The following is a 24,190-nucleotide window of genomic DNA, read 5'->3' as shown; positions in this document are numbered from 1 at the left end:
GGCATCAAGCATGTCATAAAAGGTGGCTTTATGAATGCCTGTGTAGCGTTTAAAACCAGCGTCACTTTGTTTGAGTAGCTTATCTATGTTTGGCATGGTTCCTAGACAACGATGAATGTTCTTCTTATTTTAATTCCCTCTGCTACTTTTGCAAGAGGTCTAATGAATACTAGTTTTCTTAGAGTCATTAATAAAAAACCCCGCATCATGACGATACGGGGGTTTTTTGTCTTACGTATAAAGTTTTTAATATAAAGCTTCTAATTTTAAAAGCTTGTATACTCAAGACTAGGTCAACTGAGCAACGTTAATCTTGTCTGCTTCTTCAGTATAGTCTTCCATACGGTCGAAGTTCATGTATTGATAGACTTCATCACCCATGCTATTTAGCATGCCAGCATACTGCTGATACTCATCGTTAGTCGGCAATTTACCAAGTACCGCTGCGACTGCTGCAAGCTCTGCAGAAGCTAGGTATACGTTAGCGCCTTGACCTAGACGGTTCGGGAAGTTACGAGTTGAGGTCGATACCGCAGTAGATTTCGGTGCGATACGTGCTTGGTTACCCATACATAGTGAACAACCTGGCATTTCAGTACGAGCGCCGGCTTGTGCATAAATGTTGTAGTAACCTTCTTCCATCAACTGACGTGCATCCATCTTAGTAGGTGGTGCAATCCATAGACGAGTCTTCAAGCTACCTGCTGGTACGTCTTGTAGCAATTTACCAGCGGCACGGAAATGACCGATGTTGGTCATACACGAACCAATGAATACTTCATCAATCGTATCACCAGCCACGTCTGCTAGCGTTTTTGCATCATCTGGATCGTTCGGGCAGCAAAGGATCGGCTCTTTGATTTCGCTCATATCGATAGTGATGTCGATCGCGTATTCAGCATCGTCGTCAGCACGCATGAGGCTTGGGTTAGCCAACCACTCTTGCATTTGCTCAACACGGCGGCTGATCGTACGTGCATCGCCATAGCCTTCTGAGATCATCCACTTAAGCAGCGTGATGTTTGAGTTTAGGTACTCAGTCACTGACGCTTCAGACAAAGTGATGGTACAACCAGCAGCACTACGCTCAGCTGAGGCATCAGACAATTCAAACGCTTGCTCAGCGGTCAAATCTTCTAGGCCTTCGATTTCAAGAATACGGCCGTTAAACTCGTTGATTTTACCTTTCTTATCAACCGTCAAGTAACCCTCTTTGATTGCTTGGTAAGGGATAGCATGTACTAGGTCACGTAGAGTGATACCAGCTTGACGCTCACCAACAAAACGAACACGGACAGATTCAGGCATATCAAGTGGCATTACACCAGTTGCCGCTGCGAAAGCAACTAGACCAGAACCCGCTGGGAACGAGATACCCATCGGGAAACGAGTATGCGAGTCACCACCAGTACCAACGGTATCTGGAAGTAGCATACGGTTCAACCATGAGTGAATGATACCATCACCTGGACGTAAGCTTACGCCGCCACGGTTCATGATAAAGTCAGGTAGTGTGTGCTGAGTCTCAACGTCAACTGGCTTTGGATAAGCGGCAGTATGACAGAATGACTGCATCACTAGGTCTGCTTGGAAGCCCAAACATGCTAAGTCTTTTAGCTCATCACGCGTCATCGGGCCAGTGGTATCCTGAGAGCCAACCGTAGTCATCTTAGGCTCACAGTACATACCTGGACGTACGCCTGTCAGGCCACACGCTTTACCAACCATTTTCTGGGCAAGCGTAAAGCCTTTACCAGTATCAGCTGGCTCTTCTGGCTTAGCAAAGATGTCTGAATGACCAAGACCCATATATTCACGAGCACGGTTAGTCAAACCACGACCAACGATTAATGGAATACGGCCGCCAGCACGAACTTCATCAAGCAATGTTGGTGAGTTTAGTGAGAACGTTGATAGTACTTCATCAGAGTCATGCTTAGTGATTTTGCCTTCGTACGGATAGATGTCAAATACATCACCCATGTTTAGGTTATCGACTGCAACTTTTTCGATTGGCAATGCGCCAGAATCTTCCATCGTGTTGAAGAAAATAGGAGCGATATTGTTACCAAGTACTAAACCGCCGCCACGTTTGTTTGGCACGTTAGGGATATCTTCACCCATCAACCACAATACTGAGTTGGTTGCAGACTTACGGCTAGAACCAGTACCAACAACATCACCAACATAGGCTAGCGGATGGCCTTTTTCTTTCAGTGCTTCGATTTGTTTCATTGGGCCAACAACGCCCTCTTCGTCAGCATTGATGCCGTCGCGAGAGTTTTTGTGCATGGCTAGTGAATGCAATGGAATATCAGGACGGCTCCATGCGTCTTGCGCAGGTGACAAGTCATCCGTATTGGTTTCGCCAGTTACTTTGAACGTCGTGTAAGTGGTTTTCTTTGGTACTTCAGCACGGTTCAAGAACCATTCTGCGTCAGCCCAAGACTGAATCACTTCTTTCGCAATAGTATTGCCAGCTTCTGCTTTTTCAGTCACGTCATTGAACGCGTCAAATACTAGCAAAGTTTTCTTTAGTGCTTCAGCAGCGTCTTGTGCAACTTCGCTATCATCTAGTGCAGCAACTAGTGGCTGAACGTTGTAGCCACCTTGCATAGTACCTAGAATTTCAACGGCTTTTTGCTTGCTGATAAGTGGTGATGATGTTTCACCCTTTAAGATAGCAGCCAAAAATGCCGCTTTAACGTATGCTGCTTGGTCAACACCAGCAGGGATACGGTTTTCTAATAGGTTCATCAAGAACGCATCTTCGCCTGCAGGCGGGTTCTTTAACAGTTCAACCAACTCTACTACTTGTTTTTCATTTAGTGGTAGGGGTACAGTTCCTAGCTCAGCACGTTCTTCGACATGTTTACGATAAGCTTCTAACACAATAGTCGTCCTCGTCAGTTGGGGTGTAGCACATTACGTGGGTAGTCAGCATGACTGCCTGCGTCTATATACTATATGAAATAATTATCCGTGCAATCATAGCTTAAAACGCTCTAAATGTTAATGGCTCAGCTCTGAAAAGGCGCATAGTAAGGCCATATTGAACATTTATTATAAAAATAGTGCCATCAATAATATGATTGTAGCGCTCATTATAACTGGCATTTGCCTGATTACGCTTATCAATCAGCGCTTGCTTTATGACTGAGCAGACACCATATGACTGATATACAATTTTGTAAGAAACAACTTCGATAAAATCTCGCTTAAAAAAATGTAGCAATATCGATATATTAGCAGCCGATTTATTAACAGTCGATTTGGTAAAAACATTAAGGACGACGATATGACTGATAGCAATACGGACAACAATCCTAACTATGACAATGGTCTCAAGGTACGCACTGAGGTCATGGGTGAGCAGCATGTCAAACGCTCGCTTGATGCTGCCACAGGATTTACCCAACCGCTGCAAGACTGGATTATTGAACACGCTTGGGGCAGCACTTGGCAAGATGACTCAGTATTACCACGCAAGTATCGCTCATTAATCACTATTGCCTTTTTAATTGCCCAAAAAAGCCCAAACGAGTTGAAAGGTCATATACGCGGTGCCATTAACAACGGGGCCAGTGTCGCTGAGATTAGAGAAGTGCTCATGCATAGCTTGCCGTACTGCGGTGCACCTGCCACGCAAGAAGCGTTTCGCGCCGCTATAGATATACTGAATGAGTTGGAGATCGATATAGATATTTAAAACTATGGTCGTCCGAGCAATCATAGTAATCTTAACAATATTGTTTAAAAATTGACGACCAAATTTCTGCTATAATATCTGCACTCATAAAACATTCTGATAATTCCATAAACCCTTATAATATAAAGGGTTAAGAGATAACTCCATTATGACAACTGCCGTACAAACACATGTACCTGCTGCTAAGGCCAAACCAAAAAAAGCCATCCAAGGCGAAAAGCTGCGTGGCTATGACAAAGTTGCCCGTATCCCAATTAAAGTGATCCCGACTGTCGAGGCAAAGAAAAAGCCTGATTGGATTCGGGTAAAAATGTCCTCGCCTGCTGAAGTCGCTCGTATCAAAGCAACCTTACGTGAGCAAAAGCTTTATACCGTTTGTGAAGAAGCGGCCTGCCCTAACCTGCCACAGTGCTTCGCTGATGGTACAGCCACCTTTATGATTATGGGTGATATCTGTACGCGTCGCTGCCCATTCTGTGATGTCGGTCATGGTCGCCCTAATGAGCTAGACAAAGATGAGCCGCGTCATACCGCTGAGACGATTCAAGGTTTACAGCTTAAATATGCCGTAATCACCTCTGTCGATCGCGATGACCTAAAAGACGGCGGTGCGGGACATTTTGTGGAAGTGCTAAACGAGTCAAGAGCACTTAGCCCAAACTGCTTGATTGAAATCCTAGTACCAGATTTCCGTGGCCGTATGGATATTGCATTGGATTTATTGACAGAGACTGCACCAGATGTGTTTAACCACAATATCGAAACGGTGCCACGTCTATACAAAGCTTTCCGTCCGGGTTCTGATTATCAGCATTCGCTAGATTTGCTTAAGATTTATAAAGAGCGTCGTCCTGATATCGCCACCAAGTGCGGCTTTATGGTTGGTCTTGGTGAGACAGAAGAAGAGATCTATGCGCTACTTGATGATCTAAAAGCGCATGACGTGGATATGATCACGATTGGTCAGTATCTACAGCCTAGTAAAAACCACGCCCCTGTTGATCGTTATGTCCATCCAGATGAGTTCCAACGCTATATGGACTACGGCAAAAAAATCGGCTTCTTTAGCATTTGGGCAGGCCCAATGGTACGCTCAAGCTACTTTGCAGATCGTCAGTACTACGGCGAAGACTGCCCAGCACCTATCCGTAGCAAAAAAGCGCTAGAAGCTGAAGGCAAACTTGGCTGCTAATTTAGCAATCAAGTGAGATGAAAGTAATTGTGAACAGCAGTCGCTAAAACATTTCTTAAGAATATTAAAAAGGGTGAATAACAAATTTGTTATTCACCCTTTTTTTGAGCTTTGTTAGATTTAAGAATGATTAAACCTAACGCTTTACACGGTTAAAGTTGGCGTCGGCTTTCCAGCTGTTTTTATATTGAATGCAGCAATACCAAGGACGATCACACCACCTGCGATACCAGTCGTAATCTCAGGATAAATCAGCAATAAAGCACCAATAGCTAAGATGATACGAGTCACCGTATTCATACCACCTCTGAAGTACCCTTCAAGTGCTGAGCTCAGCGCAATAACACCAGTTACCGAAGTCACTACTACTGTAATGATATCTACAATAGGTGGCAGCGGGAAATCTTTTGCCGTGACTGCCAGCCCCGTTGGATCTATCATCAGCATCGTTGGGTTATAGATAAACATAAACGGCACGATGAATCCCGCGAGAGCAAGCTTGAGGGACAAGAACCCTGTTTTCATCGGATCACCACCGGATATACCTGCACCCGCAAAGGCTGCGAGACATACAGGCGGTGTAATATTGGCAAAGATACCAAAATAGAAAACAAACATGTGCGCTGACAAGATTGGAATATCAAAACCGGCCAATGCTGGTGCAGCCATCGTCGCCGTAATGATATAGGCAGGAATAGAGGGTAGTCCCATGCCCAAAACCATTGATGCCAACATCGTTAAGATAAGCGTGAAGAATAATGATCCTGCGCCTAGCGTAACGATAGAGGATGTCATTACCGTACCAAAACTGGTCAGACTCACAACCCCAATGATAATACCAACGACCGCACAAGCCGCCATAACCGCTAATGACTGGCGCGCACCATCTTCTAATGCACCCAAAATATCAGAAAAACTCATGCGCGTTTCGGCACGTAGCATACTGATCACAACGGTAAAGCCAATGGTATAAGCTGCTGCATATCCCACAGGTACGTTTCTGATTAATAAGAAAATCAAGAAGACAATCGGCAATAGCATGTGACCGCGGGCTTTTAGTACTTCTTTTACCGCTGGTAAATTTTCTTTAGCAATACCTTTTAGATCGCGACGTCCAGCGCGGAAATGCACCTGGGCAATGACGCCTAAATAGTACAAGATCGCTGGCAATAATGCTGCTAAGGCAATCGTGCTATACGGCAAGCCTGTTGTCTCAGCCATAATAAAGGCACTGGCACCCATAATCGGAGGCAAGATCTGTCCACCAACCGAAGCACTGGCCTCAACTGCACCCGCGAAATCTTTGTGATAGCCGACTTTTTTCATCAACGGAATGGTAAAGGCACCTGTACTAACCACATTGGATAAAGCTGAGCCGTTGATACTGCCCATAAAGCCACTAGAAATAACCGCTACTTTTGCAGGCCCGCCCTTCTTATGACCAGCGATAGCCAATGCCAAATCATTAAATAACTGCCCCATTCCCGAGCGTGCTAAGAATGCACCGAACAGAATGAATAAGAAAATGAACGTTACCGACGCACCAATCGCAACAGAGTATAGACCCTCTGTTTTTAAGAACAATTGACCAAAGATATCACCCATATCATAGGGGCGAGTCAAAAGCCTATCAGGCATAAAGTCTAGATGACTGACAAATGGATAGGCCAAAAATATGCCTGCCAAGATTGGCAAAATCCACCCAGTGATACGGCGGCTGCCTTCTAACACGCAGACTACCGTAATCAAAGAAAATATCACATCGACTTGGTTGGCCATACCGCCACGCGAGGTGACAATATCTTGATACTCATAGATGAGATAGCCCATACCGGATAGAGACAGCGCAAACCAAATCCAGTCATACCATGCCACTCGCTTGCGACTGCTTTTTTTGCTAGCTGGAAAAATCAGGAATATCAATGCAAAACCAACACCTACATGCACAGAGCGCTGTAAAAGTGCTGGCATTGGATTAAAAGTGATATATAAATGAAACAGTGAATAGAGTATACAAATGCCAGCGATAAAATATTTCACTGGTCCTTGGGTGATATGACGCGTGATTGACTCTCGGTCATATTTTTCCAATACCGCTTTGTTGATCGCATCTGCCTCAGCATTTTTATCAACATCAGCGTCTGGCATGGTAGTTACGCTACCGTGATCCGTCACTTGGGAGTTCATGACACAAGTCCTTTTTAAATCTATCAATTAAATCATACGTCTTAGGCATGATCACCACTTCAGAATAGTCCGGCACCATCTGGTGAATCAAAACACGATGACCACCATAATCCATTTCACCTTTGGTCAGTCTAGATACGACCCAATTAAGGCGAGGCAGTTTTTCGTTAATTTGATAACCCAGATAGCCAGGCTTTTGTATAGGAGCGAGCATTTCGGTGGAGGGTGTCCCCGCACCGAACGCTTCAAAATAGGTCGTGGTCAATAACAGCTCCGCACCTTCTGTACTGCTGCCGTCTATGCGTTGATACTGCTCTTCCCACCACTGTTTTTCTACAGAATGTATCCAACGTAGCTGGAAGTCAGGCTCAGTAAAGTAACAAACCTTATCATCAGCACCGTCTACGCCTGCGACTCGCACTTCAACGACAGACTGAAGCGTAGAGCCTAACCATAGCGTAAAAAAAACCAGCGCTGCAATGAATGCCGCGCCAGTTGATAACCATAATGAATTACTTAGCTGCTTGTTCGTCATAGTACTTTTTAGCTCCAGGATGGATTGGGGCTACCATGCCATCACGAGCGGTTTCTAGACTGATATCATTGGCCGCTTGGTGAGCTGTTTTTAGACCATCTAAATTATCAAACAATGCTTTGGTCAGTTTATAACCATCCGCTTCAGATAGATCAGAGCTAACCAATAATGCATTCATGATTGCAGCAGTTGGTACGGCTGTTTCGTTGCCATAAGTGCCAGCAGGAATCTCAAAGGTTTTGAAGTAAGGCTTGGTCGCGATGATTTCTTTTAGCTTGTCTTGGTTGATAGTGACAATCTGTAAATCTAAGCCTTGCTCTAACTCCATCAAAGATGAGTTTGGTAGGCCACTACTAAAGAATGCCGCTTCGATCTTACCTGCTTTCATACCATCAGCAGCTTCAGCAAAGCCTAGATAATCAACGGTGACATCATCATAGGTGATACCAAACCCTTCAAGTAAAGTACGAGCATTGACTTCTGTACCAGAACCTTGATCGCCTACAGCAATACGCTTGCCTCGTAAATCTTCAATGTTTTTGATGCCAGATTTTTTTGAGGTTACGATTTGCACCACATTAGGGTACAAAACAGCAATCTGTTGAATGTTAGTGATTGGCTGCTCAAAATTGTTTTTACCTTCGACAGCATCCGTCACCACGTCACTTAGTGCCAAGACCATGTCGACCTTGCCTTGGGTCAATAGATTGACGTTTTCGACTGATGCACCAGTGGTTTGCGTTTTTGAGTTTACGCCAAAAGTTTTGACATAGACTTCAGACAATGAAGTACCAATGATATTGTAAGGGCCAGACGCACCGCCAGTAGCGATGGTCAAAAACTTAGTATCAAGCTTATCTGCTGCAGTATCTGTTGCCGCGCTATCTGCAGATGCAGTATCGCTGCCCTCTGAGCTTGGAGATGAGCATGCAGTCAAACCTAACGCAGCACTCAACATAGCTGACAAAAGTAATGGGGATTTTAAAGAATTAAGCATTGAATTCATCCTTGAAGTGGTCGATTTTGTACGTTTAACAATATCCGTATTTATACATAAATACGTTACAGACGAGTAATAATATAGTAATTCTGTCAATAAATAAACCTTAGCTTACTTTCTCTTTTTCTTTCAATACCTTATATTTAAAGCTATCAGAGAAAATATAGGGCATTCATTAATTAAGCTAACATATACTTATGTTTTGCTACGCGAAACAAAGTTCCATTTAATAAATATTAAAACAAAAATTGTCGCTATTGTAAACCTTTATCGATATCTAGCAAATATCGCCATATCGCATTATTTCTTAGGAATTTTTAGATATAGCAAATTAATGAGAATTCTCTATTTATAACTATCTCGATTTATAACTATAAGGGCAAAAGTTCTGCTATATTTTATCTGAGCTATTTTATGGTTCAGGATATTACATGGCACTAGTCTGTGTCTCTCTTTTATTAATCTACTCGGATAGTCCTTATGACAATACCTCACACGGAAGTACTGGCAACGTTATCTGCTGATATTGCTATCATCGGTGGTAGCGGTCTCTACCAAATGTCATCACTGACCAACAAACGCAGTGTGACAATACAGACGCCTTATGGCAGTCCATCTGATGATATTGTCTTAGGTGAGCTTGAGGGGGTGACAGTCGCATTTCTAACACGGCATGGTCAGGGCCACAGGCTAACCCCGTCCGAAGTGCCCTATCGTGCCAATATCTATGCGCTAAAAACGCTTGGGGTACGTTATATCGTCTCTGTATCAGCAGTTGGCTCTCTACGAGAATCGCTTAAGCCACTAGATATGGTCGTGCCTGATCAAATGATCGATATGACCAAGCAGCGAGTGAGTACTTTCTTTGGTGAGGGTGCCGTCGCTCATGTATCGATGGCAGACCCGCTTTGTCCTGCCCTAGCAGAACTCTTGACGCGCGCTTATGACCAAGCAGATATTGCAGAAGGTACCAGTCATTTTAAAGCAACTTATGTCTGCATCGAAGGCCCTCAATTCTCAACTCGGGCAGAGTCAGAATGGTATCGTCAGATGCAGGCAGATATTATCGGTATGACCAATATGCCAGAAGCCAAATTGGCTCGTGAAGCCAGTATTGCTTATGCCACGTTAGCTCTGGTGACAGACTTCGACTGCTGGCATCCGACGGAAGAAGCCGTCAGTGCCGATTATGCTATACAGAACCTAATGAAAAATGCGGACAATGCTCAAGAAGTAATTAAAGAAGCCGTCGCTTTGATTGCTGCCGAACTACCTGAGTCAATCGCTCACAATGCCCTTGCACAAGCATTAGTCACACCTATAGATGCGATGGACGAACATACCAAGATCAGACTGGCCGCCTTGCTAACGTAATCTTGATACTTATTTTCCATCTTAAACTGACTACTGCTAATCGGTCTAATTTTAATCGTGCTGTTTCCCATTGAATCAAAAAAGGCCATTATCTGAAATAATGGCCTTTCTTATAATTTAGCATGTATATCTGAAATTTATGCTAAATACATTACTTTAATGTTAGCAACAACCACCTGCACCAGATGCCAGCATCATAGGTTGATTAAATGGTAGTAGCTCACCGCATCCTGCAAAAATACCGTAATGGCGACTGTCATCGCCGATAAACTCAAAGTGGGGTGCAAAGCGAGACTCTTTCAGCATGCGAAACGTATTGCCACATACTGGGAATACCCGACCAGCTTCGATAGCATGATGTTTATCTAAATCAAACCGATGCGGTGACTGCTCGATGGTTCCTTTATATATCACCGCTTGTCCGTGATCTTCGCAAGCATCCTCAAGCGAGTCGATTTTAAATAAGCGATAAGTCGCAGAGAAAAACTGAATATCACCAATTTTAGCTGATAAAGCAGGATCTGTAATCTCAAGTGGACGATCTTCAACCAAACGTATGTCTAAGAAACCTGCATCTCGTGACAAACGGTTAAAATCCTTCCAATACAACGCGCCGCTCAAGCACTCTCCATATAAGACTGGGTCGTCAATTAAGTGTTGCGGGATACGGCGATCGGCATAGACATCAGAAAAATAAAACTCTCCACCAGGTTTCAGCAAACGCTGCACACTGGCCATAACCGCAGCTTTATCTGGTGATAAATTGATAACGCAGTTTGAGACGATAATATCGAAGCTATTAGCCTCAAGGTCTAGTTCATCTAGTTTCTCGATATAGCCGTGCAAAAATGTCACATTATCATAGCCAAACTTATCGACATGATAGGCTTGATGCTGTTTGGCAACGGCTAGCTGCTCATCGGTCATATCAACACCAACTACGTGGCCGCTCTCGCCAACTAATTGTGCTAGTGCATAGACATCTCGGCCTGAACCACTGCCCAAGTCTAAAATTCGGCAGCCTTCGAGCAGTGCTGGGCATACCAGACCGCAGCCATAATAGCGATTCAATACTTCATCGTGAATATTTGCGAGTAATGGCTTGAGCCACTCAGGCATATTGCTGATATCACAACAAGCCGAAGTCTTTAAATCATCGGTATTCTGTAACTCTTTGCCATAGTAATTTTGCACAACGTCATGCATAACAATATCCTTATTGAATGTGCCATCCAGTTAAAAATCTTAGTAAATCATCTTAAAATATACAACTACGTTAGTGAGTTTATTAACCTAGTTGTCAATTGTCCGTTATCAGCTATCAGCCGTTATCGACCTAAATATTGACGTGAGAATCTAGCCAGCTTGATGGCAAATGCTTTAGATCTGTAGGCTCATCGATATCGTGCAAAGGGTCAAATAGTGCCAGTGTCCAACCTAATGCCACCATGCGCTGCTTGGTGACAGCGGCTACACTAACCGTACTCCAAACAATGTCCGAAAACAGGCTGTCATCAACTTGTCTAAACCCTAACAGCACATAACCACCATCAGTCGCTGGAATCATAACCGCATCGTGCTGGTTTAGCTGCTGTACCGCTTTCTGAATACGTTCTGTCGTAAGACTAGGGCAATCCGTACCAATTAACACAACCTTATCAAAACGTTGCAATGCTTGCTGACTGGCTATCAACATACGCAAACCCAAATCTCCGTCGGCCTGCGTAGACCAACGCAGTGGGTTGGGCAAATTAAGCGCCTGCCAGCATGGATCTGTTGGTGCTGGACTCACACATAACTCAACGGGAAAACCAGTATCAATAGCCTGAGTAATACTGTGCAATAATAGTTGCCTTGCCATACGTGCAGCGCCATCTATACCCAGTGCTGGCTGCAAGCGGGTTTTTGCCTTATTGCGCGCTGGATATTTTGCAAACAGAATGATACAGGTATCTTGCTGTTTTGCAGATGAATCAGCTGTCATTATAACGGTCTCTCAATTAGTCAAATGCACCAGTATGAACTCTTTCTTATCTTGTCTACCATGTTGATAAATCAAACAACTTCACTAATTATAATAACGTTGCTTTAAGACGCTAGGCGATACGCCGCGCCAATAATCAAAGCGCAACTGCCACATTAGAAAAATTGTCCGCCATGTACCATGCTGCTGCCAACGCCGCGCTGAGGTCGTGACTTTGCTTTTTAAACAAGCTGGTCGAGCAAGCTTCTTTAGCCGCTTACACAACTCGATATCTTCCATCAGTGGTTGATCAGGATAGCCACCAATCTGCTCAAACACAGACTTTTTGATAAATATTGCTTGATCGCCAGTGGCTATACTGACTAGACGTGAGCGCTGGTTTATCATTAACCCGACAATTTTCAACAATGAATTATGACTGTCTAAGCGCACATCAAAACGTCCCCAATCGTACTGAGCTATTGCCTGCTGAATGTTATCTATCGCGCAAGCTGGCAGCTCGGTATCAGCGTGTAAAAATAGTAGTACATCACCTGTTGCTAACATAGCGCCCGCATTCATTTGCTGAGCACGTCCTACCCTAGATTCGATAACATGCCAATCAATGATTGATTGAGCAATCTCTGTACTTTTGAGCACATTGTTGGCGATAGTAACCGAGCCATCTACTGAACCACCATCGACCAATATCACTTGCTGCGGTGCCGGATCGAGACGGACAATATGAGCCATAAGCTCAGGCAAGTTATCCGCTTCATTTAATAAAGGAACAATAATTGATAGGTTCAATGGGTATACCGTCACATGAATCAGCGAGTAACATTAAAAGCTGGCTTATTTTTTATTCAAATTCCAGTTGTAATCGGTATAGCTTATTTTTATCTTGCCTTGTTTGAGATCCGCTGTCTGAGCTTTACTCAATCCTAATGACGAGCTGTAACGACCTAGAAACCCTGCCAAATCTTTTGTGCCACGCCAATTGGTTACAAAGTCTTCTTTATACCATTTAAAAATTGGTGACACTCTTAGCGTATCGCCTTTGAGACTATTGCGGCTACTGTCTGCTAAAAACTTAGACGTTGCCTGCTCTAATTGACTGTCTAAACGCTTGCCGGTAAAGGCATCATCTTGCAATGCAGGGCAACCAATACTGGCACAATTGACCGCAAAATGAATTCTCGGATCGTTGTAACGTTTAGAACCACGAATCAAGTTGTGCTCGATATCATCAAGTGAGCGCGTCTTACCGAGTAGCGAAACAAACTCTTGCTTCCATGGTGACCCAAACAGTCCGCCAATATCTTTGATAGATTTGACGTTTGGATATTTCGTCAATACCAAATCAACCGTACCAGCGTTATAAACGTTGATTAAAAATGCCAACTGCTCGTTTTTACTCCAACGATTGAACTCTGATTGAGACACTTTGCTCGTCGCTTCCAGATAGCTTGTCAGCTTACTTTGATCTGCTTTCATGCCAGCATAATTGACCACTGAAGCTTTGCCACCGTTGGTCATGGTCACATGCTTATTTAATAAGCTATCCCAGCTCTGATGGTTGAAGTCAGCATGAGCAGCCACACTTGCTAATAAAATAGTCGTGGCAATCACTGGTTGGGCGAAAAACATCTTCGCTGAAAAGTTAGATACTGACATAAGGCTTACTCCGTTTACACTGATTGTTTTTTATCTAAATTTTTATGTATGCTAAAAGCACCTATGTTTAAAGTACTTAGGCTTAAAGCATCTATGTTTAAAGTGCTTATATTGAAAGTGCTTACATTAGAATAGCTAAGGCGTGTCTACTAGCACTGGCTCTACTGGCTCTTCTTCTAACGCGCCGCCACAACTACTGCCCTGTCCTGCTGTACAGCCATAGCAGTGGTCAGCAATGGCAATGTCATCACCAGACGGGTTTTGCGTTAACAAATCACTTAGGTGTCGCCGTGACTTGTTTGGGACAGGTATCTCTAACTGCTGATTGAAATCACAGTCAAACAGCTCACCCAACCAGTTGACACTAATGGTCGAACGGCACATAACCTCGGCTAAATTGGCAGCCATATAATTAGCTTTGAGCAAATCCATATACGGATGGAACTGGTCTTTTGCCAATAGCACAGCACCAAAACGCTGAATCGGCATATTTGTTAGGGCAAACAGATGATTAAATTCGATATCAAAGTGCGCTTTTAACTCACGCTTATAATCTGCTTCAAGCTGTTGTTGATTGGGCGGTAGCGTCGCGCCTTGCGGATTGAAAACCAAGTTTAATGTCAAATCTGAATCAGGCTTGCCGTACCCCAAGCTGTTGAGCTTCTGCAATCCTAATATACTGTCGTCAAACGCGCCTTTACCGCGCTGCTTATCTACATTTTCTAGGGAATAGCAAGGCAAAGAAGCCACCACTTCCACTTGATTGTCTGCTAAAAACTGCGCCATATCCTCATAACCCTCTTCCATCAGAATGGTCAGATTACAGCGGTCTATTACTTTGACACCTAATGCCCGAGCGGCATTGACCAAATACTTAAAATCCTCATGCATTTCAGGCGCACCGCCCGTCAAATCAAGCGTATCGATGTTTTGTGCTTGTAATACCTTCGGTATCAGCTCAACCAACTCACGTGACATCATTTCAGTACGATAAGGGCTTGCAGCCACATGACAGTGCACGCAGGACATATTACATAAGTAGCCCATATTGACTTGCAGTATCGTCAATTGACGTCGTTTTATCGCTGGAAAATCAGTATGCTCAAGTAACTCGATAGTTGATTTCATGGTGGTCTAAAATCCTGTTAGCAGTACAACTAAAAAAGGATAGCAACGTGACATTAAAGATTAGAAAACACAGATAGCGCATTGCTTTTACTGTTTATTTATAAGATTTACAACGTAAAACCTGATTGCTCACTTTACGGTTTATCTAATCAATCATACCTGATTATCAATAAGCATTGACAACTAATCATATGGATTTTATGGTTTATTCTAAATGAGCATTAACCTTCGTTAGTTCTTATCAGCTTCGTCAATTCTTATTAACTTCGATAAAACGCTTATCGATATACTTCTTGAGATGCCATACCCAGCGGCCTTGTAGGTTTACATTACCCCAACTACCAATGGCGTATTTATCACCGCAAGACAGCAGATATAGCGTGCGCGACTTTGGCTGATAGCTCTTCATTACGTTGTTACCCAGATAGGCCAATAAGTTATCAGCTTCGACAGCACCGCCATGTACGGAGTGAACCCCTGAGTGCGCCACGTATTTATCGATTCGTGTCGCCACATCACCAACCGCAAACACATTAGGATGAGAGACGCTCTGTTGCTTATCGTTTACCGCGACAAACCCATCACCTTCTATATCCAAATCCGTAGAAGCTGTCCATGCCGACCCTATGACGCCAGTCGCAGCGATGACAGCATTTATGGGCAATGATTTATGCGTAGTCAATAATTTACCATCACGATAATCGGTCGCTCGTTCTCGAATTATCGTAATGTCATGACGATGTAACTGCTTAATAACCCGCTGTCGAAAGCCCGAATTAAACCCTGACAAAAGGTTCTCACCACATACTAATGTCACTTGATGATTACGATTGATATTCCTTAGCGCGACTTTGGCTGCCATCACCAATTCTATTGCCGCAGCACCTGCCCCGATAATAGCCAATTGATACTTTTCAGACTGCTGAGCGGCCTTTATAATCTGCTGCCATTGTGTGATGAATGTTGATAACGGTCGTATGGCAATCACGTCAGTATCATTATTGGTAGCGCCAGTATTGTTATCGTTACTGTCGCTTCTGTGCTCGTTGTAGCTATTGTGGTCAGGTTGCCAACGCATGTCTGTATCTGCGCCCGTATTTAGAGACAAGACATCATAGTCAAAATCCGTTTGTTCATCGCCAGTCGTAACCACCTTGTTTGACGCTGCGTTTACTTTTACAAGCGACTGCTGAATGAATCTCACACCTGCTCGCACACAAAGCGATTTGATATCGATACTGATATCATGCAATTGATAATGCCCTGCCATCCAACCTGGTAACATGCCAGAATAGATGGTTTGCGGTTGCTCACTAATTAAGTGAATGTCCGCCTCTATAGTATCGGTGTCCTTTAAACGCGCTGCGCTAAGTCGGCGCAACATACCAATATGGGCATGACCTGCGCCTGCCAATAGTAGTGTCTTTTTCGGTAAAAATTTTGTCATAGATGATTTTATCAAAGCGGTTGGCGGTTAGTTGCTGTTAGTATTTGATCGAATGTTGATTAATATAAATGACTTTAAAAACTCATTTAAAAGTATCATATAAATAAGACCAGTCTGTTGCGGGCAAACAGTAAGAGCGTAAATGACTTATGTGACTCATGTGACTTATACATATTCAACCATAGTCACTGCATCAACCGTTATTAGTAGAATGATATTTTGTATAACTGAATTAAAATCATAAAATAAGGTGAAATTATTTATCATCGCCCAGTACAATAGGACAGTATAAGAGCCGCAGGATAAATTGCGCTACTTGACTCATTATTTGAGAAATATCGTCAAAACCGTTAATGAAAATTATAAGTAATCAAGGAACATTACATGAGTACCAATATCGATACCAGTAACGATCACATTTTGTCTTCTGACAATATTCACTACTTGCACCATGACTTTTTTGAACCAAGTAGCAAAGACGTCGAGATTAGCGCAACTTTACTGATTGTGCATGGCATGGCAGAGCACAGCGGTCGCTATAGCGATTTTGCACAGTTTTTGGCAGACAATGGTATCGCTGTGGCGACTTACGATCATTTGGGTCATGGACAGACTATCAAGACTGAGGCCGATCTTGGGTTTTTCGGTGAAGAGCATCCAGTACAGTCACTTTTAAAAGACGTGATTGTCATGGCCGATAGCTTAAAAGACCGTCATCCAGACGTTCCGCATTTTGTGATGGGTCACTCGATGGGCTCATTTATCGTGCGCAACGTACTTAAGCATCATGCGCATAATTTCACAGGCGCCATCCTAATGGGTTCCGCAGACACTAACCCACTGGCTAAGGTTTTATTACCTATCAACAAGCTACTGGCCAGAGTCGCCCCAAGACAACCGAATACAGTTTTTGCCAAGGTGATGAATAAAGTCCTGAACAGCCAACTATCTGATCGCAATTCGTCCTCACAGTTTGCGTGGCTCAGTGAAAATACTGCAAACATTGAAGCCTATGAAGCCGATCCTAAGACTGGTTTTGACTTTACCAATAATGGCTTTATGACATTGTTTACGCTCATGGATACTGGATTAAATAAAAATTGGGCTACCACTATCGCCAAAAACTTCCCGATGCTGTTTATTAGCGGTGAAGATGATCCGATTGGTGAAATGGGTCGCGGTATACGTAGGGTTGTCACACGTTTGGACAAGCGTCATTTCAGTCATGTCGATATTCAGCTGTATCCTAATATGCGCCATGAAGTGCTGCACGAAAAGGATAAGCAGACCGTTTATCAAGATATTTTAGAGTGGATAGAGACCAACACGACAGACGATTAAATCATGATAAATGAGTTGTTTTGAGAGGATACCTGAAAACAACTCATTCAATATTGTCACAATAAGACCCTCAACGTGTTTGCTAAAAGTGGTCAAATTAGCGACAATACGGCAAGCAAGTTTTTGGACCAAGCCATACCTTGAATTTTCTTTAGGCTGGGTCATATAAGTCTTTAACCATAACATTAAGATCACCCTCCCTTTCATTCATTTTAGGAACCTTTATGTCATTACAACAAACCATCGAGCAAGCATTTGAAAACCGCAACGAATACAGCCCAGCTAATATGCCACAAGACGTGCGCGATGCTATCAATCAAGTACTTGAGCAACTAGATAACGGCAGCCTGCGCGTAGCAGAAAAGAAAGATGGCGAATGGGTTGTCAATCAGTGGGCCAAAAAAGCCGTACTATTGTCTTTCCGTCTAAACGACAACTACGTCCAAGCCGCTGGCGAACACGTACAGTTCTATGACAAAGTACCGACTAAATTTGCTAACTGGACTGAAGCACAGTTTAAAGAAGCAGGCGTACGCGTTGTACCACCAGCTGTTGCTCGTAGAGGTTCATTCATCGCAGCAGGCGCAGTATTGATGCCGTCATACGTCAACATCGGTGCCTATGTCGATCAAGGCGCAATGGTTGATACATGGGCGACTGTTGGTTCATGTGCTCAAATCGGTAAAAACGTGCATTTATCAGGCGGCGTTGGCATCGGCGGTGTATTAGAGCCATTGCAAGCAAACCCTACTATCATTGAAGACAACTGCTTCATCGGTGCGCGCTCTGAAATCGTTGAAGGCGTTATCGTTGAAGAAGGCGCTGTCATCTCTATGGGTGTCTACATCGGTCAATCGACGCGCATCTATGATCGCGAGACTGGCGAGATTCATCGTGGCCGTGTACCAGCAGGTTCTGTTGTTGTACCAGGTAGCTTACCGTCAGAAGATGGCACTCACAGCTTGTACGCTGCTATCATTGTGAAAAAAGTTGACGCGCAAACTCGTGCAAAAACATCAGTAAACGAGCTATTACGCCTAGCCTAAATACTTAGTACGTACCATTATTTGGTACATAATATTGTTTTATATGAAGATGCTGGAGGATGACTCCAGCATCTTTTTTGCAGCTTAATATAACGCGTTACGTTATAATCCTCTTTTAGTTTGTCTTTATACAAACACAAAATCATTCGTACCATCCCCTGCCTTTTTATTACGATTGATAAGCGCTTCATCGTCTTATCGACCTTTAACTGTATTTGAAATATTATGAGTGAATCATCATTACGCACCGCCGCTATCCCTGTCACTGACCCTGAAGCAGGATTACGTCTGACTGAGATTTTTTATTCCTTACAAGGTGAGGCAATCACTTCAGGCTTGCCGACGATATTTGTACGTCTAACAGGCTGTCCGCTGCGATGCGTCTATTGTGATACTGAATATGCTTTTACTGGCGGCGAACGTCAATCATTAGAAACCATCATAGAAACCATCAAAGGTTATCCGTGCAAGCGCATCTGTCTGACTGGTGGTGAACCATTAGCACAGCCAAATGCCATTGAGTTGATGAAACGTTTGCTGAGCGATGGGTATGAGATATCCCTTGAGACCGCAGGCGCACTCACGGTAGAAAACGTGCCAGCAGCAGTCAGTAAGGTGATGGATCTCAAAACGCCAAGCTCAGGCGAAGTCGATAAAAATCTATGGTCAAACCTCGACTATCTCACTCAGCACGATCAAATCAAGTTTGTCATTATGAATCGTACAGATTACGACTGGGCAAAAGCTAAATTGACCGAGTATAAACTAAACGAACTGGTCGGCACGGTGTGGTTCTCTCCAATGTTTAACGTCGCAGATGATGTCGATGAACAGCTTAGCCCTGAAGTACCTGTATTGGCGCGCGAGCTAGCAGAGTGGATGTTGGCTGATGCCTTGCCAGTTCGCTTTCAGCTGCAATTGCATAAGATCATCTGGGCAGATGCCAAAGGCAAGTAACTATCAGCAAGTAACAAACAAAAAGTGTGAACACGTTGAGTGCCATGGATAAGGTAGCGGTATGATCAAACTCATTTTACTGGGCTTGCTAGCAGGTGCATTTTTTAGCTCGACATTTATCTTAAATGAGCTTATGAGTAGCGCAGGTGGACATTGGTTTTGGTCAGCGAGTCTACGCTATGTCTTTATGCTGTTGATTATTACTGCCATTATTGCGATGCAACATGGCTTTGGTCGTATTAAAGCGCTAATAATGATTTTTCTACAGCATTGGAGCTTTTGGTGCATTACTGGCAGTATTGGGTTTGGACTGTTTTACACCGGTATTTGCTATGCCGCAGATCATGTTGCGGGATGGGTAGTAGCGGCTACCTTTATGTTTACCGTCGTCACCAGTCTGCTTGTGCTATTGGCATTTGGTCAACGTTTTGACAAAAAATTCATCGTATATGCTGTCATTGTCTTTATCGGTGTGGCGCTCGTCAATATCAGTGAAGGTCTGCATGCTGCTTCTATAACTGACACCGTCCCCATGTCTGACATGCTGCTCTACGGTGCGCTACCTGCTCTTATCGCCGCTTTTAGTTACCCAATTGGTAACCAGCTGGTTTGGCAGGCTTCTCACAATGCCCGCAAGCGCAATACTGAACTACAGAAGGCCGCAGAGTTGAACGCTCAACGAGCTAGCATCAGTATTGGTATTGATATCAGTGAGCAGAGTGAACCGCTCATATCCGAAGCTTATGATTTGCCAGCTACGACATATGATGCTACCGACCTCGATAGCGTACTTCAAAGTAACAACACTGCGGCAACCTCATCCCTACAAAATCTAATTGCTCGTATTCCTTCTATCGAAACCACGCTACTGCAAAATGCTTTTAACAAGGTGTGGCTAATGACTCTCGGGTGTTTGCCATTTTGGCTGTTTTTGGGCATTATAGTGCGCCCTGACCAGCCCCACCCCTCACAAATAATCAATACGTTGCTCGTTGCTCTATTGGCAGGCGTGGCAGCGACCACTATATTTTTGTATGCGCGCGAGCAAGCTGTTACTTCAAGCGAGGTTGCAGGCGTCGACTCAACCCAAGCCAGTGAGGTTATCTTTGCTTTGATTGGGGGTATAGTGTTATTAGATAACGCCATCCCTTCGGCGATGGGACTGGTCGGTATAGGGCTGATTATTGTAGGGCTGATATTATTTGCAAAAGACGGCTAAATGGCACTATAACACTACATCCATTTCGTCACAGTCATGCATTGAATAACCGCCTAAAAAACACCTATCACTTTGATGATCTCGATTTGGCAATATAACCATGGGTAATGCTTTGATTTTTCCTGATATTCTATTATATTTATTGGACATGGTTGGCATTGTTGCCTGCGCGATTGCAGGGACTTTGCTTGCGCAGCATAAAGGCTTCGATATCGCTGGGTGTATTCTGGTAGCGATGGTCAATGCCATCGGCGGTGGTACTTTACGTGATATGGCTCTCGACCGTCATCCTCTATTTTGGATGACTGATCTTAATTACGTGATCGTTATCACGGTAACCTCTCTTATTTTACAAATCTTCTTTCATCTTTATCATAAGATTGATAATGCGTTAAAGCTCTTTGATGCCATTGGTTTGGCCGCTTTTAGTGTCATTGGTTTTAAGGTGGCCTTAACCCTAGATATGTCTCCCCTCATTGCTATTATGATGGGCGTCTGGACTGCCATCATTGGTGGTTTGCTACGTGATATCATTTGTAATGAGATTCCGCTGGTACTACAGCGTGAGATTTATATTACTGCCAGTATCGCAGGGTCTGTGACCTATTTATGCTTACAGTATTTTGGGGTGGGCACCAGTCTCAACGAATTTATTATGCTGTTTGTCATCTTCGCGGTACGTATGCTCGCGCTCAGATTCGACTGGCATCTGCCTTCTATTCGGCTCGTAAACTGATTAATTGAGCAAGACTCTGCTGAGATAGCCTTTGTTTGACTGACAATAATTGAAAATAGTGAGAACTGCCCATGTTGGCTATCGTATTGGACCCTACCGTACTGATCACTACTTTTGACCCGCGCTCTTTGATATATTTCTTCGATATGATTGGCATCATCGCCTGTAGCGTCTCCGGAACGATACTTGCCAAGCACAAAAACTTTGACGTCTTCGGCTGTCTGCTCGTGTCTATTGTCACTGCTATCGGTGGCGGTACGGTACGTGATGTCATTCTGGATCGCCATCCGTTATTTTGGATGGTAGATATGAGCTATCTGACCCTCATTACGATTTCATCGCTAGCGATGCAGATATTTTTTCATCCAAACTCCAGACGAGTGGATAAATTCCTCAAACTATCTGACACCATTGGCTTGTCAGCATTTACGCTGATCGGTATCAAAGTCGCTGATAGTATGGGTGCCAATGTACCTGTAGCGCTATTGTTAGGTGTGATTACCATCGTAGTTGGTGGCATCATTCGCGATATGATTTGCAATGAGATTCCATTGGTACTACAGCAAGAGATTTATATTACGGCAGCGTTGACGGGTGGGGTGCTGTACTTTGCTCTAAAGAACTTAGGCGTGACAGATTGGGTAGCTGACATCTCTACGATGAGTACGATTTTTACTTTGCGTATGCTGGCTATTCGTTACGATTGGCAGTTTCCCACACTAGAGTGGAAATACTGATACTAGGGCGTGTCTTCATTTCAAAAATACCAACGCACCCATATTTGAGCGCGTCTAGTATTATCGGTTTGACATTGTCGCTTTAACCTTGCTCTACCACAGCCAAATCTTTAACCATCAGCTGTAAGCTTTGTTTGCCATTCCATTCATTGATGTCTAGCTGAAACAACAAATGGACTTGCTTAGCACGGTAATCCCACGCGTCATTATCGAAGTTAAAGCAAATGGCCTCTATCGGATATTGAACGTCTGGATAGCGCAGCGATAACTTAAGATGTTTGTCTTTTAAAATCTTAAAGCTCAATACCTCAAACACACCATCAAATGTCGGCGGTGCAAATCCATGACCCCAGATACTGGCATCGGCTAAATGCTCGGCAAACCATAAGCTAAAGTCACTCGCTTGCAAAGGTCCATCGGTGAATTTTTGCTCTGCAAATACCTCATCATCCATCTGAGCCATCACTTCATTAAAAGCTGTGACAAAGGCCTCAAAGTTGCGGCGCTTGAGGGTCAGGCCTGCTGCCATCGCGTGTCCGCCGAAATGACTGATTAAGTCTGGATGACGCTCAGCAACTTGTTCAATCGCATCACGAATATGTACGCCAGCGATAGATCTGGCCGAGCCTTTAATGGCACTATCTTCATCTATTTGTTCAGTGTCTGCTGGTGCAAAAACGATACTGGGTAAATAATGGCTTTCTTTTAAGCGACCAGCGACAATGCCAATGACTCCTTGATGCCAGTCGTCTTGGTATAGAATAATACTACGCGCGCCAGTATTGCTAGCCTTAGCAGTAGAGACAGCTTGAGTAATTGTGTCATCGTTACTAGTATTATCATTATCCTTGATATCGCCACTCACACTCTCGTCGCTATCATCTTTATTAGCCAATGCTTGTACGATACTATCAGCTTGCGCACGCATCTCGCCCTCTACATGACGACGCGTACGGTTCAGCTGTTCAAGCTCTTGTGCCAAACGTTGTGCGGTGCTCCAGTCTTCAGTTAATAAGCACTCGATACCGATGCGCATATTGTCCATGCGCCCAGCTGCATTGATACGTGGGCCTAATACAAAACCAAAATCCTGCGCATGAAGCTGCTTGGGATCACGGCCCGCTTGCTCAAGCAATGCCAATATCCCCATACAGCAGCGGCCTTGACGAATAGCTGATAATCCATGATGTACCAAGATACGGTTGTTTTTATCCAGTACCCCAACGTCTGCAATCGTCCCAAGTGCGACCAAATCTAAATATTGGCTCACCTGTACCGTAGACTTGCCAGCTTCGCGGCGTAGCTTTGCTAATCGTCCGAGCACATAAAACGCGACTCCAACTCCGACCAATGCCTTACTAGCAAAGTCACAACCTAGCTGATTGGGATTGACTACCGCTTCGGCAGGTGGCGTCTCTTTGGTCGTGAGATGATGGTCAGTGATAATCACTGTGATGCCATCAGCTTGGGCACGCGCTACACCCTCATGACTTGAGATACCATTATCAACCGTCACTATCACGTCTGGCTGAAAAGTCTCAATACCTAACTCGACAATCTCTGGCGTCAGGCCATAACCGTACTTAAAACGATCTGGTACTAGGAAATCAACGACCGCACCCATCTTTGTGAGCGCGCGCATCATTAAGGCTGTACTGGTGGCACCATCACAGTCAAAGTCACCAACGATCAGGATGCGCTGACGCTCATCAATGGCTACATCTAATAATCGCACGGCTTCTGTGACACCGTGCAGGGCCTCAGCAGGCAATAGACCTGATAGGCTAGTCTCCAGCTCATCAGGCGCAGTGATACCTCGCCCTGCATACAGACGGGCAAGCGTGAATGATTGAGCGGCAAATAGTTGCAGCGCGGTGGGCAACTCGTCGATGCGAGTGCTGGTATAACGGGGGGTTAAATTTAGCATGAGCGTATTCTACTG

General features: G+C 44.0%; 20 protein-coding genes. 9 read left to right on the top strand and 11 right to left on the bottom strand.

Annotation, left to right across the window (positions count from 1 at the left end):
• Positions 1-288: 288 nt before the first annotated feature.
• Positions 289-2,892, bottom strand: a complete 2,604-nt coding sequence (gene acnB, locus I3249_RS08060) for a bifunctional aconitate hydratase 2/2-methylisocitrate dehydratase (RefSeq protein ID WP_057760857.1) — start codon at positions 2,890-2,892, stop codon at positions 289-291.
• A gap of 406 nt (positions 2,893-3,298) precedes the next feature.
• Here acnB and I3249_RS08055 point away from each other — a divergent pair, with 406 nt between their 5' ends.
• Both I3249_RS08055 and lipA read left to right on the top strand, forming a co-directional pair.
• Positions 3,299-3,709 carry a carboxymuconolactone decarboxylase family protein gene (locus I3249_RS08055; protein ID WP_057760859.1) on the top strand — a complete coding sequence of 137 codons (411 nt, stop codon included), beginning with the start codon at positions 3,299-3,301 and terminating at the stop codon, positions 3,707-3,709.
• A 148-nt stretch (positions 3,710-3,857) separates the two neighbouring features.
• Complete coding sequence (gene lipA, locus I3249_RS08050; protein WP_057760861.1) at positions 3,858-4,901, top strand: lipoyl synthase; 1,044 nt, start codon at positions 3,858-3,860, stop codon at positions 4,899-4,901.
• A 144-nt stretch (positions 4,902-5,045) separates the two neighbouring features.
• Here lipA and I3249_RS08045 read toward each other — a convergent pair whose 3' ends face one another.
• From I3249_RS08045 to I3249_RS08035, 3 genes are read right to left on the bottom strand one after another with little or no spacing between them, the layout of a single operon-like run.
• Positions 5,046-7,088 carry a TRAP transporter permease gene (locus I3249_RS08045; protein ID WP_238069438.1) on the bottom strand — a complete coding sequence of 681 codons (2,043 nt, stop codon included), beginning with the start codon at positions 7,086-7,088 and terminating at the stop codon, positions 5,046-5,048.
• Positions 7,060-7,623, bottom strand: a complete 564-nt coding sequence (locus tag I3249_RS08040; RefSeq protein ID WP_238069437.1) for a DUF1850 domain-containing protein — start codon at positions 7,621-7,623, stop codon at positions 7,060-7,062. Before I3249_RS08040 ends, I3249_RS08045 begins: the two co-directional genes overlap by 29 nt.
• Entirely contained in the window at positions 7,601-8,620 is a 1,020-nt protein-coding gene (locus I3249_RS08035) for a TAXI family TRAP transporter solute-binding subunit (protein ID WP_057760864.1), read from the bottom strand. Before I3249_RS08035 ends, I3249_RS08040 begins: the two co-directional genes overlap by 23 nt.
• A gap of 483 nt (positions 8,621-9,103) precedes the next feature.
• Between I3249_RS08035 and mtnP the strand changes: the two genes are divergently transcribed.
• On the top strand, positions 9,104-9,997 hold the full coding sequence (gene mtnP / locus I3249_RS08030) for an S-methyl-5'-thioadenosine phosphorylase (RefSeq protein ID WP_238069436.1): 894 nt from the start codon (positions 9,104-9,106) through the stop codon (positions 9,995-9,997).
• Positions 9,998-10,159: 162 nt separating this feature from the next.
• Here mtnP and I3249_RS08025 read toward each other — a convergent pair whose 3' ends face one another.
• The 6 genes from I3249_RS08025 to I3249_RS08000 form a co-directional block, all read right to left on the bottom strand.
• Positions 10,160-11,203 carry a methyltransferase domain-containing protein gene (locus I3249_RS08025; protein ID WP_238069435.1) on the bottom strand — a complete coding sequence of 348 codons (1,044 nt, stop codon included), beginning with the start codon at positions 11,201-11,203 and terminating at the stop codon, positions 10,160-10,162.
• Positions 11,204-11,333: 130 nt separating this feature from the next.
• Positions 11,334-11,981: a TIGR04282 family arsenosugar biosynthesis glycosyltransferase gene (locus I3249_RS08020; RefSeq protein ID WP_238069434.1), complete on the bottom strand. Its 648-nt coding sequence runs from the start codon at positions 11,979-11,981 to the stop codon at positions 11,334-11,336.
• Between the two features lie 84 nt (positions 11,982-12,065).
• Entirely contained in the window at positions 12,066-12,770 is a 705-nt protein-coding gene (locus I3249_RS08015) for a TIGR04283 family arsenosugar biosynthesis glycosyltransferase (protein WP_238069433.1), read from the bottom strand.
• Between the two features lie 45 nt (positions 12,771-12,815).
• Complete coding sequence (locus I3249_RS08010) at positions 12,816-13,637, bottom strand: DUF547 domain-containing protein (RefSeq protein WP_238069432.1); 822 nt, start codon at positions 13,635-13,637, stop codon at positions 12,816-12,818.
• A gap of 135 nt (positions 13,638-13,772) precedes the next feature.
• Positions 13,773-14,765: an arsenosugar biosynthesis radical SAM (seleno)protein ArsS gene (arsS, locus tag I3249_RS08005; RefSeq protein WP_238069430.1), complete on the bottom strand. Its 993-nt coding sequence runs from the start codon at positions 14,763-14,765 to the stop codon at positions 13,773-13,775.
• A gap of 250 nt (positions 14,766-15,015) precedes the next feature.
• Positions 15,016-16,212, bottom strand: a complete 1,197-nt coding sequence (locus tag I3249_RS08000; protein WP_238069428.1) for an FAD-dependent oxidoreductase — start codon at positions 16,210-16,212, stop codon at positions 15,016-15,018.
• A gap of 384 nt (positions 16,213-16,596) precedes the next feature.
• Here I3249_RS08000 and I3249_RS07995 point away from each other — a divergent pair, with 384 nt between their 5' ends.
• From I3249_RS07995 to I3249_RS07970, 6 genes are all read left to right on the top strand, one after another.
• Positions 16,597-17,553 (top strand): alpha/beta fold hydrolase, encoded by a 957-nt coding sequence (locus tag I3249_RS07995; protein WP_238069427.1) that lies wholly within the window; start codon positions 16,597-16,599, stop codon positions 17,551-17,553.
• A 224-nt stretch (positions 17,554-17,777) separates the two neighbouring features.
• Entirely contained in the window at positions 17,778-18,599 is an 822-nt protein-coding gene (dapD, locus tag I3249_RS07990) for a 2,3,4,5-tetrahydropyridine-2,6-dicarboxylate N-succinyltransferase (RefSeq protein WP_057760881.1), read from the top strand.
• A 225-nt stretch (positions 18,600-18,824) separates the two neighbouring features.
• Positions 18,825-19,556, top strand: a complete 732-nt coding sequence (queE, locus tag I3249_RS07985) for a 7-carboxy-7-deazaguanine synthase QueE (RefSeq protein WP_057760883.1) — start codon at positions 18,825-18,827, stop codon at positions 19,554-19,556.
• Between the two features lie 61 nt (positions 19,557-19,617).
• Positions 19,618-20,775, top strand: a complete 1,158-nt coding sequence (locus tag I3249_RS07980) for a multidrug resistance efflux transporter family protein (RefSeq protein ID WP_238069426.1) — start codon at positions 19,618-19,620, stop codon at positions 20,773-20,775.
• 100 nt (positions 20,776-20,875) lie between these two features.
• Complete coding sequence (locus I3249_RS07975; RefSeq protein WP_238069425.1) at positions 20,876-21,511, top strand: trimeric intracellular cation channel family protein; 636 nt, start codon at positions 20,876-20,878, stop codon at positions 21,509-21,511.
• Positions 21,512-21,582: 71 nt separating this feature from the next.
• On the top strand, positions 21,583-22,248 hold the full coding sequence (locus I3249_RS07970; protein WP_057760888.1) for a trimeric intracellular cation channel family protein: 666 nt from the start codon (positions 21,583-21,585) through the stop codon (positions 22,246-22,248).
• A gap of 82 nt (positions 22,249-22,330) precedes the next feature.
• Here the strand turns inward: I3249_RS07970 and recJ are convergent, their stop codons facing one another.
• Positions 22,331-24,175: a single-stranded-DNA-specific exonuclease RecJ gene (gene recJ / locus I3249_RS07965; RefSeq protein ID WP_238069424.1), complete on the bottom strand. Its 1,845-nt coding sequence runs from the start codon at positions 24,173-24,175 to the stop codon at positions 22,331-22,333.
• Positions 24,176-24,190: the final 15 nt, after the last annotated feature.

The organism is Psychrobacter sp. Ps1, from assembly GCF_022129425.1.
GTDB lineage: Bacteria > Pseudomonadota > Gammaproteobacteria > Pseudomonadales > Moraxellaceae > Psychrobacter.
This window is presented reverse-complemented; position numbering and strand designations above follow the sequence as displayed.

Bases quoted from the DNA above. Each gene is read 5' to 3' on its own strand.
- arsS (WP_238069430.1), bottom strand. From the start codon at position 14,765: ATGAAATCAACTATCGAGTTACTTGAGCATACTGATTTTCCAGCGATA.
- I3249_RS08035 (WP_057760864.1), bottom strand. From the start codon at position 8,620: ATGCTTAATTCTTTAAAATCCCCATTACTTTTGTCAGCTATGTTGAGT.
- recJ (WP_238069424.1), bottom strand. From the start codon at position 24,175: ATGCTAAATTTAACCCCCCGTTATACCAGCACTCGCATCGACGAGTTG.
- queE (WP_057760883.1), top strand. From the start codon at position 18,825: ATGAGTGAATCATCATTACGCACCGCCGCTATCCCTGTCACTGACCCT.
- I3249_RS07995 (WP_238069427.1), top strand. From the start codon at position 16,597: ATGAGTACCAATATCGATACCAGTAACGATCACATTTTGTCTTCTGAC.
- I3249_RS08055 (WP_057760859.1), top strand. From the start codon at position 3,299: ATGACTGATAGCAATACGGACAACAATCCTAACTATGACAATGGTCTC.
- dapD (WP_057760881.1), top strand. From the start codon at position 17,778: ATGTCATTACAACAAACCATCGAGCAAGCATTTGAAAACCGCAACGAA.
- I3249_RS08000 (WP_238069428.1), bottom strand. From the start codon at position 16,212: ATGACAAAATTTTTACCGAAAAAGACACTACTATTGGCAGGCGCAGGT.
- lipA (WP_057760861.1), top strand. From the start codon at position 3,858: ATGACAACTGCCGTACAAACACATGTACCTGCTGCTAAGGCCAAACCA.
- I3249_RS07975 (WP_238069425.1), top strand. From the start codon at position 20,876: ATGGGTAATGCTTTGATTTTTCCTGATATTCTATTATATTTATTGGAC.
- I3249_RS08040 (WP_238069437.1), bottom strand. From the start codon at position 7,623: ATGACGAACAAGCAGCTAAGTAATTCATTATGGTTATCAACTGGCGCG.
- I3249_RS08045 (WP_238069438.1), bottom strand. From the start codon at position 7,088: ATGAACTCCCAAGTGACGGATCACGGTAGCGTAACTACCATGCCAGAC.
- I3249_RS07970 (WP_057760888.1), top strand. From the start codon at position 21,583: ATGTTGGCTATCGTATTGGACCCTACCGTACTGATCACTACTTTTGAC.
- I3249_RS07980 (WP_238069426.1), top strand. From the start codon at position 19,618: ATGATCAAACTCATTTTACTGGGCTTGCTAGCAGGTGCATTTTTTAGC.
- I3249_RS08025 (WP_238069435.1), bottom strand. From the start codon at position 11,203: ATGCATGACGTTGTGCAAAATTACTATGGCAAAGAGTTACAGAATACC.
- I3249_RS08020 (WP_238069434.1), bottom strand. From the start codon at position 11,981: ATGACAGCTGATTCATCTGCAAAACAGCAAGATACCTGTATCATTCTG.
- mtnP (WP_238069436.1), top strand. From the start codon at position 9,104: ATGACAATACCTCACACGGAAGTACTGGCAACGTTATCTGCTGATATT.
- I3249_RS08010 (WP_238069432.1), bottom strand. From the start codon at position 13,637: ATGTCAGTATCTAACTTTTCAGCGAAGATGTTTTTCGCCCAACCAGTG.